Origin of the sequence: Pseudoalteromonas sp. UBA6610, assembly GCF_002433295.1 — a bacterium.
In the GTDB taxonomy this organism is placed as follows: Bacteria; Pseudomonadota; Gammaproteobacteria; order Enterobacterales; family Alteromonadaceae; genus Pseudoalteromonas; species Pseudoalteromonas atlantica.
This window is the reverse complement of sequence record NZ_DJHW01000090.1, coordinates 51,480-64,790: the sequence shown is the minus strand read 5'-3', so window position 1 is coordinate 64,790 and position 13,311 is coordinate 51,480. Positions and strand designations below refer to the sequence as shown.

The 13,311-nt window shown below is 41.6% G+C and carries 14 protein-coding genes; 12 read left to right on the top strand and 2 right to left on the bottom strand.

Annotated elements, in window-relative coordinates:
* The 3 genes from B4F91_RS12075 to B4F91_RS12065 all read left to right on the top strand — a co-directional run.
* Nucleotides 1-508: energy transducer TonB (locus B4F91_RS12075; RefSeq protein WP_288635785.1), on the top strand; the 508-nt coding region annotated here is incomplete at its 5' end.
* A gap of 11 nt (nt 509-519) precedes the next feature.
* Nucleotides 520-1,779 (top strand): tetratricopeptide repeat protein, encoded by a 1,260-nt coding sequence (locus B4F91_RS12070; protein WP_004588132.1) that lies wholly within the window; start codon nt 520-522, stop codon nt 1,777-1,779.
* 63 nt (nt 1,780-1,842) lie between these two features.
* Nucleotides 1,843-2,886 carry a hypothetical protein gene (locus B4F91_RS12065; RefSeq protein ID WP_286939174.1) on the top strand — a complete coding sequence of 348 codons (1,044 nt, stop codon included), beginning with the start codon at nt 1,843-1,845 and terminating at the stop codon, nt 2,884-2,886.
* 4 nt (nt 2,887-2,890) lie between these two features.
* Here B4F91_RS12065 and B4F91_RS12060 read toward each other — a convergent pair whose 3' ends face one another.
* Both B4F91_RS12060 and B4F91_RS12055 read right to left on the bottom strand, forming a co-directional pair.
* Nucleotides 2,891-3,223 (bottom strand): TraR/DksA C4-type zinc finger protein, encoded by a 333-nt coding sequence (locus B4F91_RS12060; protein WP_004588130.1) that lies wholly within the window; start codon nt 3,221-3,223, stop codon nt 2,891-2,893.
* A 57-nt stretch (nt 3,224-3,280) separates the two neighbouring features.
* Nucleotides 3,281-4,261 (bottom strand): tRNA-dihydrouridine synthase, encoded by a 981-nt coding sequence (locus B4F91_RS12055; RefSeq protein WP_096041497.1) that lies wholly within the window; start codon nt 4,259-4,261, stop codon nt 3,281-3,283.
* Between the two features lie 227 nt (nt 4,262-4,488).
* On the opposite strand from B4F91_RS12055, the gene B4F91_RS12050 reads away from it, so the two are divergent.
* The 9 genes from B4F91_RS12050 (at nt 4,489) to B4F91_RS12010 (ending at nt 13,235) form a co-directional block, all read left to right on the top strand.
* Nucleotides 4,489-4,974, top strand: a complete 486-nt coding sequence (locus B4F91_RS12050) for a hypothetical protein (RefSeq protein WP_024033363.1) — start codon at nt 4,489-4,491, stop codon at nt 4,972-4,974.
* A gap of 113 nt (nt 4,975-5,087) precedes the next feature.
* Nucleotides 5,088-5,915: a DUF692 domain-containing protein gene (locus B4F91_RS12045; protein ID WP_095206655.1), complete on the top strand. Its 828-nt coding sequence runs from the start codon at nt 5,088-5,090 to the stop codon at nt 5,913-5,915.
* Nucleotides 5,916-5,925: 10 nt separating this feature from the next.
* A complete protein-coding gene (locus tag B4F91_RS12040) occupies nt 5,926-6,678 on the top strand; it encodes a DNA-binding domain-containing protein (protein ID WP_286939171.1) in 753 nt (250 codons plus the stop codon).
* A 72-nt stretch (nt 6,679-6,750) separates the two neighbouring features.
* A complete protein-coding gene (locus B4F91_RS12035; protein ID WP_004588125.1) occupies nt 6,751-6,873 on the top strand; it encodes a hypothetical protein in 123 nt (40 codons plus the stop codon).
* 172 nt (nt 6,874-7,045) lie between these two features.
* Nucleotides 7,046-7,591 carry an adenine phosphoribosyltransferase gene (gene apt, locus B4F91_RS12030; RefSeq protein ID WP_004588124.1) on the top strand — a complete coding sequence of 182 codons (546 nt, stop codon included), beginning with the start codon at nt 7,046-7,048 and terminating at the stop codon, nt 7,589-7,591.
* 3 nt (nt 7,592-7,594) lie between these two features.
* Nucleotides 7,595-10,063, top strand: coding sequence for a DNA polymerase III subunit gamma/tau (gene dnaX, locus B4F91_RS12025; RefSeq protein WP_286939170.1), 2,469 nt, complete (start codon nt 7,595-7,597; stop codon nt 10,061-10,063).
* A gap of 59 nt (nt 10,064-10,122) precedes the next feature.
* Nucleotides 10,123-10,449 carry a YbaB/EbfC family nucleoid-associated protein gene (locus B4F91_RS12020; RefSeq protein WP_004588122.1) on the top strand — a complete coding sequence of 109 codons (327 nt, stop codon included), beginning with the start codon at nt 10,123-10,125 and terminating at the stop codon, nt 10,447-10,449.
* A 6-nt stretch (nt 10,450-10,455) separates the two neighbouring features.
* The gene (gene recR, locus B4F91_RS12015; RefSeq protein ID WP_004588121.1) at nt 10,456-11,064 is read left to right on the top strand and encodes a recombination mediator RecR; all 609 of its coding nucleotides are present in this window, start codon (nt 10,456-10,458) and stop codon (nt 11,062-11,064) included.
* A gap of 266 nt (nt 11,065-11,330) precedes the next feature.
* Complete coding sequence (locus B4F91_RS12010; RefSeq protein ID WP_286939169.1) at nt 11,331-13,235, top strand: MFS transporter; 1,905 nt, start codon at nt 11,331-11,333, stop codon at nt 13,233-13,235.
* The last annotated feature ends 76 nt before the right edge of the window (nt 13,236-13,311 follow it).

The following is a 13,311-nucleotide window of genomic DNA, read 5'->3' as shown; positions in this document are numbered from 1 at the left end:
AAAAGAGCAGATCATAGTCGAAATAATGACGAATCCGCCTGAATCTAAGGTGCAGGAGAGGAAGCGTGTTCCGCCTCCGCCTCCGCCACCGCCAAAGCAGCCGCCTAAACCGCAGCCGCCACAGCCGGAGAATAACAATCCTAACCCTGGTGCTATGTCATTTAACATGGGTAGCATTGATGTAGGAAGTTCGGCTGGTGGACTAAGTGGTCCAGGTGCATTTGGACGAGATGGTGATGCGACACCTATCGTTCGTATTGAACCAAAATATCCAACGCAAGCAGCGCGTGATGGTAAAGAAGGTTGGGTACAACTTTCGTTCACAATTGATGAGTTAGGTGGTGTGACTGACGTTCAAGTTATTGACGCAGAACCAAAACGTATCTTTGACCGTGAAGCTAAACGTGCATTACGCAAGTGGAAATACCGTCCTAAAATTATTGACGGTAAACCACAGAAACAAGTTGGTTTACAAGTTCAACTAGACTTTAAACTTAACCAAGGCTAAGGAGGCGAGTAATGAGAAATTTATCTAAAGTAACTGCTCTTGCAATTCTTATGTCTGTGTCAGGTGCAGCTATAACTGCACCTGTATTAGCAGCGCCGGATTACGCTAAAATTGAAGAGCGTAAAAAAGCCAAGACTAAAATCATGGGCGAGCGTACTGGTAAAAAGGTAATTAAAGCGTTTGACTTGTACAATGAAGACAAAATTGATGAAGCAATTGCCTTGTTAAAAGAGATTGACGCATCTAACGACTTCGATAAAGCGACTGTAAATCGTTACTTAGGTAGCATGTACGCGCAAAAAGAGAAGTACGATGAAGCGATTAAATACTCTAGACAAGCTGTTGCCCCTGATATTTTAAACTTCGCAGATCACGAGCAAACTTTAAAGCTATTAGGTGATTTATACGCAGGTACTGAAAAGTTCCAAGAAGCCAAAAAAGCTTATACAGCTTGGATGGACTTCACCGGCGAAGAAGATCCTAAAGTGTATACTCGTATCGCGCAAGCTAACTATCAGTTAGGTCAGTTTCGTGATGTTTTTAAACCTGCCGACAAGGCAATCTCTTTACAAAAGGAGCCTAACAAGGCCCCTTACCAATTAAAATTAGGTTCTTACTTTGAACTTAAAGATTACGCCAACATGGTGAAAATTGGTGAAGAGATTGTACGTGTTTGGCCAGATGACAAAAAAGCCTGGGTTAGTTTAGGTAAATACTACCTACAAACCGAAGACTACTCTAAAGGTCTAGCGACCATGGAAGTAGCATTCAAAAATGGCTATTTTGAAGCGGAAGTAGATTACAAAGTACTTTCTAACTTTTACTCTTTAAACGAAATTCCATTTAAAGCGGCTAAAACCCTTGAAAATGCGATTAAAGAAGACAAAGTTAAGCGTACTAAGCAAAATGTTAACGCAATTGCTAGTAACTACCACCGTTCTAAAGACATCGAAAAAGCTGCTAAGTACTACGAAGAAGCTGCTAAATTTGACGACGATGCAGAGCTTTACCGCAAAGCAGGATCGTTACTTTTACAATCTGAGAACTTTAGTGCTGCTGTTGTTCGTTTGAACAAAGCGTTAGAGCTTGGCTCTGACAAAAAAGGCACCATTTATTCAGACTTAGCTGAAGCGTACTACTACCAAGCTAAATACAAGCAAGCTTATGCTGCTATTACTAAAGCAATGGACGACCCACGCACACGTAAGTTTGCTAAAGGTTGGTCTACATTTATTAAAGATAAAGCCGCTCGCAACGGTGTTAAAATTTAACTTTAATTTGTTTTAGCAATTATATAAAAAGCCCCTTTGGGGCTTTTTTTATTGGAATTTATAATGAATAAAACGCATTTTTTGTCTGTCCTATTTAGTCTGTTTTTGGTTGCTTGTTCAAAACAACCACTGCCTTTTGAATCTTATGATGCTGCGCAGCAGAGTATTAAAAGTTTAAACACGGCGCTAAAACCTGTGGGCACTGAAAGTGTATCCACTGAACAAGTACTGCCTTTTTCCTCAGCGTATTTATCGCTTCGTCATCAGATGTATCAGCGCCTACAAACAATGACACTTTCAAACGCGCAAACGCAGCAGCTAAATTACTTAATTATTGCTGAGCGTTTTCCTGAGCGCTTTTTCAGCTGGCCTGCACAGGTCAATGTGTTAGATAACTTTTTATCAGCGCAAATGCAAATTACTAAGTCTAACGAGGTAATTGAGTGGCTTAAGTTCACTCAAGATCAATTAGATAGTGCGCTGCAAAGCAATTTGAGATTAAACAAGATTGAATTAAACCTCCTGCAGGGTTACTTACAAACGCCACTATTAAAACAATCTAGCGCAAACGATTTAAAAGCCCAGATTGCAGAGTTTAATGATTACTTGGCCCAATACAAACCAAGGGGAAGCATTGGCTTACGTGGACTTGCTAATGGCAGTGAATGGTATCAAAGTAAACTAAATTACTTCAGTGGGGCAGTTAAGTCGCCTTTGCAATGGGTTGATACTATTAATCAGCATCTTCAAATTGACTCGCATACTGCGCCTAATTTGAGCTATATCGAGCAGCATAATACTTCGTTTATTAGCCAATACTTAAGCAAGGCGCCAAAAGTAAAAGGGATTGATTGGCAAACTGATTACATGCTGTTGCCCGCTATGGCTAAAAATAGCGAGCTAAGCCCAGAAGATAAAAGGCTAATGCTTGCGCTAATGGAAACCGATGTGGGCATACACTACCATGCATGGACCTTATCTCAGGCAAAAGTGAACTTAGTAAAACGATTAGCTATTTCACAGCGCGATGCGCAGTACTTAGTTGAAGATAGTGTGCTTTACCCAGGCCAGGCTTTTAGTTTTGCCGAGCAACTATTAACACTTTAAACGCTTATGTGCGCTTAGCGCACATTTCACAACGCTGTGTTGCAGGGTCTTTTTTAAGTAACCGCTCAGAAATTGCTTCTTCACAATCGCAGCAATAGCCGTATTGACCAATATCAATTTGGCTTATTGCCGCTTCTAATTCTGTCAGCCTATTAACTAAAGTTTGATATTCAGGACCTAAGTGGTAGGTGGCCGTGTCAAGCCATTCGTTATGCTGGCTAGTTAATATAACGTCACGTAGCTTAAGATGGGCAGGGTGTGCAGATTGGCTCAGCATCGCTAATATTACTGATTTAACGTGTGCTATTTCACTGTGCAGTTGTTGCTGATAAAGCATATTGGTATAACCTTCATTTAGCGTTTCGTTATACCGGTATTATCTGAGCTGCGCTGCTTATACGCTATGATTTGAATCAAGTTGCGGAGACTTAGCGTATTTTTTTAAAACCTGTGCTACATCACCTTTTACTTTAAGACGTCTTATTTCATCAAATAGTGCATTAGCTTGTGGGTATTGGCGTTTTAGATAACCCAGCCATTGTTTAGTACGAGAGGCAAAATATTTTTCATCTTGTGTGGGGTCTTGATGAATAGCAGAGTGAATCAAATGATAAATTATATGTTCCCACTCTAGGCCATTATATTGTTCATTATTAACATGAGCTTTAATTTTTTTTGCTAAATCAGGGTGAGAAAGCGCACCGCGCCCTAGCATTAAATCGCTACACTGGCTTCGGGTTTGGCAAAGTAGAGCATCTTCCACTTGCCAAATTTCACCATTGGCAACCACGGCTATGTTTTTACCTTTTATTAGCGGGGGGATTTTTTCCCAGTATGCAGGTGGGTTATAACCATCACGCTTAGTACGGGCGTGTATTGCAATACTATCTGCACCGGCGCTGACAACGGCATCTACAATTTCTTGGCTATTGCTATCATCATCAAAGCCCAAGCGTATTTTAGCGCTTACTTGATGTTTACTATCTACCGCATCCCTTACCGCTTTGATTATGTTATACATATGATCAGGGTCTTTTAGCAGTACAGCGCCCCCGCGGCTTTTATTTACCGTTTTTGCAGGGCAGCCAAAATTAAGATCTATACCGTGGGAGCCTAATTCGATAGCTCTAACCGCATTTTCTGCTAATACGTCGGCCACTTGCCCTAATAACTGTACGCGCACAGGAGTACCGGCTTTGGTTAAACCGTTATTATTGAGCTCAGGGCAATAGCGATGAAAAACTTTAGCCGGTAAACATTTATCAATTACTCTAACAAATTCTGTTACGCATAGGTCAAAGCCACCAATATTGGTAAGAAGTTGGCGCATTTTAAAATCAACAACACCTTCCATAGGCGCTAAAACAAGTTTCATAGAGTATTTTTATTGAAAAAACGGGTGCGTAGTGTACCTGCAAAGTATGGTTTGATAAAACTTAAATTACTGCCCATATTTGTATGTATAAATTTAAAAGTAAAAAAAATGAAAATAAATGAAAGTTTTTATTTGATAGCGGGTCTATTTAATTATACAAGCAACGCATAATTGACAATAATTAGCTTGCGTTATCTTAATACACACTTATATAAGAGAGTCATACAATGAATACAGTAAAGAAAAACTCAATCGCGTTAACCTTAGGTGCAGTAGTTGTTGGCTCTGCAAGTTTTGCCTCTGCAGATGCACAAGCAAACCCATTTGAATTTCAACAGCTAGTAACCGGATACCAGCTTGATGCGGCAGAAGGTAAGTGCGGTGAAGGCAAATGTGGCGGCGACGCAAAAGGTAAAAAAGAAGGTAAGTGCGGCGAAGGCAAATGTGGCGGTGACGCAAAAGGTAAAAAAGAAGGTAAGTGCGGCGAAGGCAAATGTGGCGGCGACGCAAAAGGTAAAAAAGAAGGCAAGTGCGGCGAAGGCAAATGTGGCGGCGACGCAAAAGGCAAAAAAGAAGGTAAGTGCGGCGAAGGCAAATGTGGCGGCGACGCAAAAGGCAAAAAAGAAGGTAAATGCGGCGAAGGTAAATGTGGTGGCGACGCAAAAGGCAAAAAAGAAGGTAAATGCGGCGAAGGCAAATGTGGCGGCCAATAACAGGCTGATTTAAGTACCTGATTTACTCAGATATACGTTATGCTAAAAGGGCCAAAAGGCCCTTTTTGTTTTAGGAGATAATGATGAGAGCAACACAGAACTCAGCATTTGGGATGGTGGGCTTAGGTCTTCGTCGAGAGATGCTTGATGAATTACTAGCGCATACACCAAAGCAAATTGATTTTATGGAAGTAGCGCCTGAAAACTGGCTTAAGCTGGGAGGGCGCTTTAAAAAACAATTTAAAACCTTAACTGACGCCAATAATTTTGTTTGCCATGGTTTATCGCTTTCTATCGGCTCGCCTGAACCTCTTGATATTGAATTTGTTAAATCGCTAAAAACGTTTTTTGATCAGCACAACATTAAACTATTCAGTGAGCACCTAAGTTACTGCTCTGGAAAAGGGCATATGTACGATTTAATGCCAATCCCTTTTACTGAAGATGCCATTGCACACGTTGTACCTCGCATCAAACAAGTGCAAGATATTTTAGAGCGCCAAATAGCCATCGAAAATGTCTCTTATTATGCGGCGCCTGGCCAGCAGTTATCTGAGCTTGAATTTACAAACACGATTTTAGAGCAAGCCGATTGTAAACTACTGCTTGATGTAAATAATATTTATGTTAATTCCATTAATCATGGTTACAACGCCGAAGCGTTTTTATTAGGGTTGCCTTCAAAACGCATTGCATATGGGCACGTAGCTGGGCACTACAATGAAGCCGATGATTTAATTGTTGATACCCACGGCGCTGATGTTATTGACCCCGTATGGGACTTACTTGATAAAGCGTACCAAGCGCATGGGGTGTTTCCTACCTTATTGGAGCGTGATTTTAATATTCCAAGTATAAATACACTTACAAAAGAGCTTGATATTATTCACGATTTACAAAATAAGCAGTTATGCGCATCGCCTACTCAGCAATTAGCATAAAGGAAGAAATATGAGCTTTATTGACAGCCAGAATGAGTTTATGGCGCACATACGTGAGCCTGAACATAACCCAAAGCCTAAAGATATTGAAGATAGACGCATGGCGATTTACCGTGACTTATTTTTTAATAATATTGCAGGGTTTATCTCATCTGGTTTTCCGGTGCTTAAAACTTTATATACACAGCAGCAATGGCAAAAATTAATAAGGGCATTTTTTAGTGAGCATGACTGCATGTCGCCTTATTTTTTAGACATAGCAGGGGAATTTATTAATTACTTATCGAGCAGCTATACCCTGCAAGAGTACGATTATGCATTTATGCTGGAGCTGGCACATTATGAGTGGATAGAGCTTGATATTTCCGTGGCTAATGAAGATACCAATGAGCAACGCTTAAAAAGCACTGAACTAACCAATTCTACACTTTACTTATCGAGTGTAGCGCGTAATTTAAGCTACCAGTATGCGGTGCAAAATATCAGCACAGAGTATAAACCCAGCACGCCATCTGAGCAGCCTAATTACTTTGTTGTATACAGAGATGATAACGACGACGTACAGTTTTTAGCCACAAATGCAATGACCGCCTTGCTACTTTCAATAATAGAATCCAATGCGGGCATTGACTTTGAGAGTGTATGCCAGCAGGTTTTAGTCCACGCGCCCAATTTTAGTGAACAACAAATTGCACATGGTGCGTTAAGTACGCTTAATGCAATGTGCGAGCGCGGTATTATCGTGACAAAAAATCAACATTAAGGTCTTTATAGATGTTTTTACTTCGTCTATCATGGCAGCCTTATTTGTCGTGCTTAAAAAAAGGTTATACCAATGTCAGATGATAAAGACTTTAAAGATCCGTTTAACGCTACTTACTTTATTGCTTTTTTAGCAGTTTTTGTAGGTATTGGCTGTTTAAATGCGATTTTAGGCTGGATCACAAGCCTAACTTAAAGCTCCTTGCTCTATTAAGGCTGTTGTTTATATCAGCCTTAAGCTTCTTTTCTTCCTCCACCCTTATAATTTTCAAACCACCTTGGTATTAATAACAGCAAACTCGCATTTTAACGTCAGTTAAGGTTATAATCAGCTGCTTTGAAATATAAACTATTGAGCAATTAAACTTATGACTCAAGTAACACCCGCTATTATTAAAAACAGTATCGCAACCATTGCCGACTATCCTAAACCAGGCATTATGTTTCGTGATGTAACAACACTAATGGCAAATCCAGAAGCCTTTAAAGCAACAATCGATGCTTTTATAAACGAATATAAAAACCAAGGCTTTACAAAAATTATTGGTACAGAATCTCGCGGCTTTATTTTTGGTGCACCGCTATCTTACGCGTTAGGGATCCCTTTTATTCCTGTTCGTAAGCCAGGCAAGCTACCACGCGAAGTGATTCGCCAAGATTACCTACTTGAATACGGTGAAGACACATTAGAGCTTCATGTTGATGCTATTGTCCCAGGCGACAAAGTATTATTAGTTGACGATTTATTAGCTACCGGTGGCACAATTGAAGCCACAGCAAAGCTAGTTGCAAAATTAGGCGGCACAGCCACTGATGCAGCGTTTGTTGTTTCATTACCAGAGCTTGGTGGTGAGCAGCGTATAGAAAAAATGGGTATTAAAATCTTAAAACTGGTTGAGTTTGAAGGCGAGTAATTGATGAGTTATCAGGTTCTAGCGAGAAAATGGCGTCCGCAAACCTTTCATGAATTGGTTGGCCAGTCTCATGTAAAGCAAGCGCTTGTTAATGCGCTAACGCAAAATAGACTGCATCACGCTTATTTATTCACTGGAACCCGTGGTGTCGGTAAAACGACCATTGCGCGTATTTTTGCTAAAAGCTTAAATTGTGATGAGGGTATATCGGCATCTCCTTGTGGGCAATGTAGCAGTTGTACTGACATAGAAGCAGGGCGATACATTGACTTACTTGAAATCGATGCCGCTTCTCGTACCAAAGTAGAAGATACTCGTGAAATTCTTGATAACGTTCAATATGCACCCACGCGTGGACGTTACAAAGTATACCTAATAGATGAAGTACACATGCTCTCTAAGCATAGCTTTAACGCGTTATTAAAAACGTTAGAAGAGCCGCCAGAGCATGTGAAATTTTTATTGGCAACCACTGATCCGCAAAAGTTACCTGTTACCATTTTATCGCGCTGTTTACAGTTTAACTTAAATGCACTTTCGCAAAGCGAAATTAAAACTCAGCTTGAGCATGTCCTTACTCAAGAGGAGTTAAAATTTGATAAAGATGCGCTAAGTATTATTGCAAAAGCCGCCGATGGCAGTATGCGTGACGCGTTGAGCTTAACAGATCAAGCTATTGCGCAAACCAACGGCGACATAAACAATCAAGCCGTACAAGCTATGCTTGGTTTAATGGACACACATTACAGCCAAAGTTTGCTTGCTGCTTTGTTAGCACAAGATGGTGGCGCACTGATGGACGAAATAGCCCAAGTAGCGAGCCGTAATCCTAACTATATTGCACTACTTGATGATTTAATTGCATTAACTCACCTTATTCAATTAACTCAGCTTGTCCCGCAAGCAGCGCAACTTGATGATAAAAACGCCGATTATATTAGCCATGTTGCACAGCACACCCAGGCTCAACAAATACAGGTTTATTACCAGTTACTATTAAACGGTAAAAAAGACTTACAATGGGCGCCAGAGCCTCGTTTAGGCTTTGAAATGATAATGCTGCGTTTATTAGCATTTGAGTCTGCAGGTACAACGTCTGCTCAATCGCTTCCTGAGCCTAGTGACACACCAAGTGCTGCAATGCCTGCGCCTACTAGTAGTAAAGGCCGTGCCGATGCGCTGCGTGATATATTAAATAAAAATAAAACACCTTCGCAAGACGAACCCCCTGCTCCGCAAGCAATGGTTGAGAAAAGCCAAAACCAAAGCACAGCGCAAAGCCAAACAATTGATGAACCAGTAGAGCAACCGCCCACAGAGAAGCTAACACGCTCGCCAAGTGAGCAACACAGCAACAGCGTATCACCTGCGGCTCAAAGCCTGCAAAACGATATACCGAGCCCTGTGCGGCAAAGTGCGCACATTGCTAAGAGTGACGATGCTGCTGAGCGCCAAAGTGAAGACGATGCTTATCTGCAACACAGTAATATGGAGCAAAGCTTAGCTGCACAATTTGATGATGTTATGAGCAGTGCGGTAGATCAAGGTTATAACCCTGCACCTGTAGCGCAACACACACAACCCGCGCCTGAAAACGCCGATGCTAAAGATAGCAGTGTGCGTGAACAAGAAGCTCAAGCACAATCAGCAATTGCGCGAATTTTACGGGATAGAAATATATCGGGGGCAGGCAGGCTTTCAGGGGGGAGTGTAAATACCTCTGAGCAAGCGCAAACACCAAAAACACCTGCCCAAGCTACGCCTAACAGCGAAGCAAAGCCACATAATACAAGCCCGCAAGCGAGTGAGTCACAAAACGATTCACCGCCATGGCATGACCATGCGCAAGGCGATAGCGAAAAAAAGCCAACGCTCCCAGTAACAGGGAGCCAAACGCCAGCTGAGCCAGTAACGCAAAGCCAGCCAGTGCGTAAGGTTGATTTTAAAGAAAAGCATCAAACAATTACTGAAAACTTAGCGCCTGAGCTGCTTGAGCAAATTAACCCGCAAAAAAAGCCTGAGGTAATAGAGCATGAGCCCGCTATACCGGTCCCAGATGATTTTCAAAGCCCAATTAGCGAGATTAAATTTGCGCATCAGCAAGATGAGTGGGCTTATTTAATTAAGCGTATGGGGCTTGGTGGGCGAATGCGCCAATTTGCATTACACTCGATTTTTACTAAGCAAGGCGACAGTTTACATATTGACGTGGATGAATCGCAAAAACACTTAGATACGCCCATGCTTAGGCAAAAGCTCGATGCGGCGTTATCAAGCATTTACGGGCATAACGTATCGCTGAGTATTAACTTTGCAAAAGGGGTGATTGACTCGCCTTATTTAATTCAGCAAAAAATAGATGCAGGGCGACACCAGCAAGCAATTGATGTGATCACATCTGATGAAAACATAGTACAATTTCAGCAGCTATTTAGCGCCGAAATTGACGAAAACAGTATTCAGGCATTGTAATTAAATACAATCGCCCTTATCTTCATGACAACTAGAGTTTAAAAGAAAGAGAGAAAATTATGTTTAAAGGTGGAATGGGTAACATGATGAAGCAAGCGCAGCAAATGCAAGAGCGCATGCAAAAAGCCCAAGACGAAATCGCGACAATGGAAGTTGTTGGCGAAGCCGGCGCAGGCCTTGTAAAAGTAACCATGCTTGGTAATCATAACGTGCGTCGTGTTGAGCTTGATGAAAGCCTTATGGAAGACGACAAAGACATGATTGAAGATTTACTTGCTGCAGCATGTAACGATGCTGTTCGCCGCGTTGCTGACGAAACGCAAGAGCGTATGGGCAAAGTAACTGGCGGTATGCAATTACCACCAGGTATGAAAATGCCGTTTTAAGCAAATATGCAACTTTCAGATAGTTTAACGCAGCTTATAGAAGCGCTACGTTGCCAACCGGGTATTGGTCCTAAGTCGGCTCAACGCATTGCGTTTCATTTATTAGAGCGAGATCGTAAAGGCGGTACTCAACTTGGTAACGCATTGACCAAAGCCATGGGCGCGGTTGGGCATTGTCAGTCGTGCCGCACTTTTACTGAGCAAGCGCAGTGTGATATTTGCTTAAGTACAAAACGCCAAGACAGTGGTGTGCTGTGTGTTGTTGAATCGCCTACCGATGTGTTGGCAATAGAGCAAACGGGCCAATACCTTGGTTTGTATTTTGTACTTATGGGGCATTTATCGCCAATTGACGGTATTGGCCCTAAAGAAATTGGCCTTGATATACTTGAACAAAAGCTCTCGCACGGCGGTATTAACGAAGTAATTTTAGCAACCAACCCCACGGTTGAGGGCGAAACCACTGCACATTATATTGCCCAGCTTTGCCATAAATATAAAGTAGGGGCCTCGCGCATAGCGCATGGTATACCTGTTGGTGGCGAGCTTGATTTAGTAGATGGCACAACGTTAATGCATGCATTTAGTGGCCGCCGAGCGGTTATGCAGGACTAACACAACTATCTGAAATCGTTTTAAAAGCCTACATAGTAAAATATGTGGGCTTTTTTGTGTTTGCTATTTAATTACCGTATAACGTGTGTGAGTTTGCCGGTAATCATATTAAATTAATAAATGAGTTAAACTTGGCGACGTTGTGTTATAAATTATTGACTAACAACAACTAGATAACGTGATAGTTGCACGGCTCACGCGCCTTAAAAATATCGCTCAAGTTGGTATAAAAACATCAGGAATTTATCTGATTAGTAAGGAGTACTATGCAAAATAATAAACACGACAATAAAGGCGGCTTACTCAGCAGTAAGCGCTTTTTACCGCTATTTGTAACGCAGTTTTTGTCGGCTATGAATGATAATGTGTATAAGCAATCCGTGCTTATATTGTTAGTGTTTCAAGCTGCAACCCTTGGCGATGGTGCGCTGTATTCAAACCTTGCAGCGGGCTTATTTATATTACCGTTTTTTTTATTTTCAGGAATGGCGGGGCAATTAGCCGAAAAAACAGAAAAATCAAAGCTGATCCGGCTTGTTAAATTTTGCGAAATACCGATTATGGTTATTGGCGCAGCCTCTATTTTTACGCAATATGTATGGCTAATGCTGACCACCGTGTTTTTTATGGGCTTGCAAAGTACTTTTTTTGGCCCGCTTAAGTATTCAATATTGCCGCAGCATGTGGCGCCTAGCGAATTAACAAAAGCCAATGGCTTGGTTGAGTCTGCCACTTTTGTCGCTATTTTAATTGGTACTATTTTTGGCACCTATTACATTACCCAAACAACAGGTCCAACTATTATTAGTATTGCCGTGTTGATACTTGCGGTACTTGGCTTTTTCAGCAGCCGCTTTATTCCTATAAGCCAAGCCAATAATCCTAATTTGCACTTTACCTATAATATTTTTTCATCCACTAAAAATGTATTTAAAGCGCTTAATGCTCAAACAGAATCGGTTGGTAAATCGGTGTTGGGTATAAGCTGGTTTTGGCTAATAGGCGCGGTTATTTTAACGGCATTACCTAATTACGTTAAGCATGTAATGGGTGGCGATGAACTCGTGGTAACCAGTGCGCTGGTGGTGTTTTCGCTAAGCATTGCCGTGGGGTCTTTGTTGTGCGAAAAGCTCTCACGCTCACGTATTGAGCTGGGCATTGTACCTTTTGGCGCTATTTTAATTACGCTATTTTTGTATTTATTAAGCCAAGAGCCGGCTATTAGTCAATATATCGCGCCCTCTGAAAATTTATTAACGCTTAAACAAGTGCTTAATACAGGCGACATGGTATGGCATTTTGTTTGGATGGCAGGTATTGGTATTGCATCCGGCTTTTATACTGTGCCGCTGTATGCGCTTATTCAACAGCGTACCGAGGAGGCAAGTCGTTCGCGGGTGATAGCTGCTAATAATGTGCTTAATGCGCTCTTTATGGTTGGCAGTGCCATATTAAGTATTGTAACGCTCTCTGTTTTAGAGTGGCATATTTCGTCGTTACTATTGCTTTTGGCGGGGCTTAATTTGCTTATCTCTATTTATATTTACACTAAGGTACCGGAATTTTTCTTGCGCTTTGTTATCTATATTTTAGCTATATGCATGTATCGCGTGCGCACAAAAGGGCATGAAAATATTCCAAGCGAAGGCGCAGCCGTTATTGTGGCTAACCATGTAAGCTTTGTAGATTGGATGTTTATTTTAGCCACTTCGCCTAGGCCTATACGCTTTATGGTGTTTGCTCCCATTTATTACTCAAAAGCGCTGCATTGGCTATTTAAAATGGCAAAAGCTATTCCAATTGATAGCGAAAAAGCCAACCCAAAGGCGTTTGCAAAAGCATTTGATGAGGTTGCCGCAGCGCTTGAACGGGGTGAGTTAGTTGGTATTTTTCCTGAAGGAAAACTAACAAGTAATGGTGAAATGGACATGTTTAGGCGGGGCATTGAGCGCATTATAGCGCGCACACCTGTGCCTGTTGTGCCCGTTCACTTAGGTGGCTTGTGGGGCAGTATGTTTAGCCGTAAAGCCAAGTGGCAACTACCACGCCTTAAATGGTCGTTAGTATCGGTGAGTGTGGGAGAGCCGATTGAAGCTGAGCAGGTAAGTGCTAATTATTTGCACGAACAAGTCAGCGCTTTAAAAGCCCAGCACGCTAAAAATGCACCGTAATTTAACTCTAAAAGCCACATTTTTATGTGGCTTTTTATTTATGTCAGCGCAAAAGCTGCTTTTTTAAATTTTTCCC

Excerpts from the sequence above, each read along its gene's own strand:
- B4F91_RS12070 (WP_004588132.1), top strand. The coding sequence starts at position 520 with ATGAGAAATTTATCTAAAGTAACTGCTCTTGCAATTCTTATGTCTGTG.
- B4F91_RS12065 (WP_286939174.1), top strand. The coding sequence starts at position 1,843 with ATGAATAAAACGCATTTTTTGTCTGTCCTATTTAGTCTGTTTTTGGTT.
- B4F91_RS12060 (WP_004588130.1), bottom strand. The coding sequence starts at position 3,223 with ATGCTTTATCAGCAACAACTGCACAGTGAAATAGCACACGTTAAATCA.
- B4F91_RS12055 (WP_096041497.1), bottom strand. The coding sequence starts at position 4,261 with ATGAAACTTGTTTTAGCGCCTATGGAAGGTGTTGTTGATTTTAAAATG.
- B4F91_RS12050 (WP_024033363.1), top strand. The coding sequence starts at position 4,489 with ATGAATACAGTAAAGAAAAACTCAATCGCGTTAACCTTAGGTGCAGTA.
- B4F91_RS12045 (WP_095206655.1), top strand. The coding sequence starts at position 5,088 with ATGGTGGGCTTAGGTCTTCGTCGAGAGATGCTTGATGAATTACTAGCG.
- B4F91_RS12040 (WP_286939171.1), top strand. The coding sequence starts at position 5,926 with ATGAGCTTTATTGACAGCCAGAATGAGTTTATGGCGCACATACGTGAG.
- B4F91_RS12035 (WP_004588125.1), top strand. The coding sequence starts at position 6,751 with ATGTCAGATGATAAAGACTTTAAAGATCCGTTTAACGCTACTTACTTT.
- apt (WP_004588124.1), top strand. The coding sequence starts at position 7,046 with ATGACTCAAGTAACACCCGCTATTATTAAAAACAGTATCGCAACCATT.
- dnaX (WP_286939170.1), top strand. The coding sequence starts at position 7,595 with ATGAGTTATCAGGTTCTAGCGAGAAAATGGCGTCCGCAAACCTTTCAT.
- B4F91_RS12020 (WP_004588122.1), top strand. The coding sequence starts at position 10,123 with ATGTTTAAAGGTGGAATGGGTAACATGATGAAGCAAGCGCAGCAAATG.
- recR (WP_004588121.1), top strand. The coding sequence starts at position 10,456 with ATGCAACTTTCAGATAGTTTAACGCAGCTTATAGAAGCGCTACGTTGC.
- B4F91_RS12010 (WP_286939169.1), top strand. The coding sequence starts at position 11,331 with ATGCAAAATAATAAACACGACAATAAAGGCGGCTTACTCAGCAGTAAG.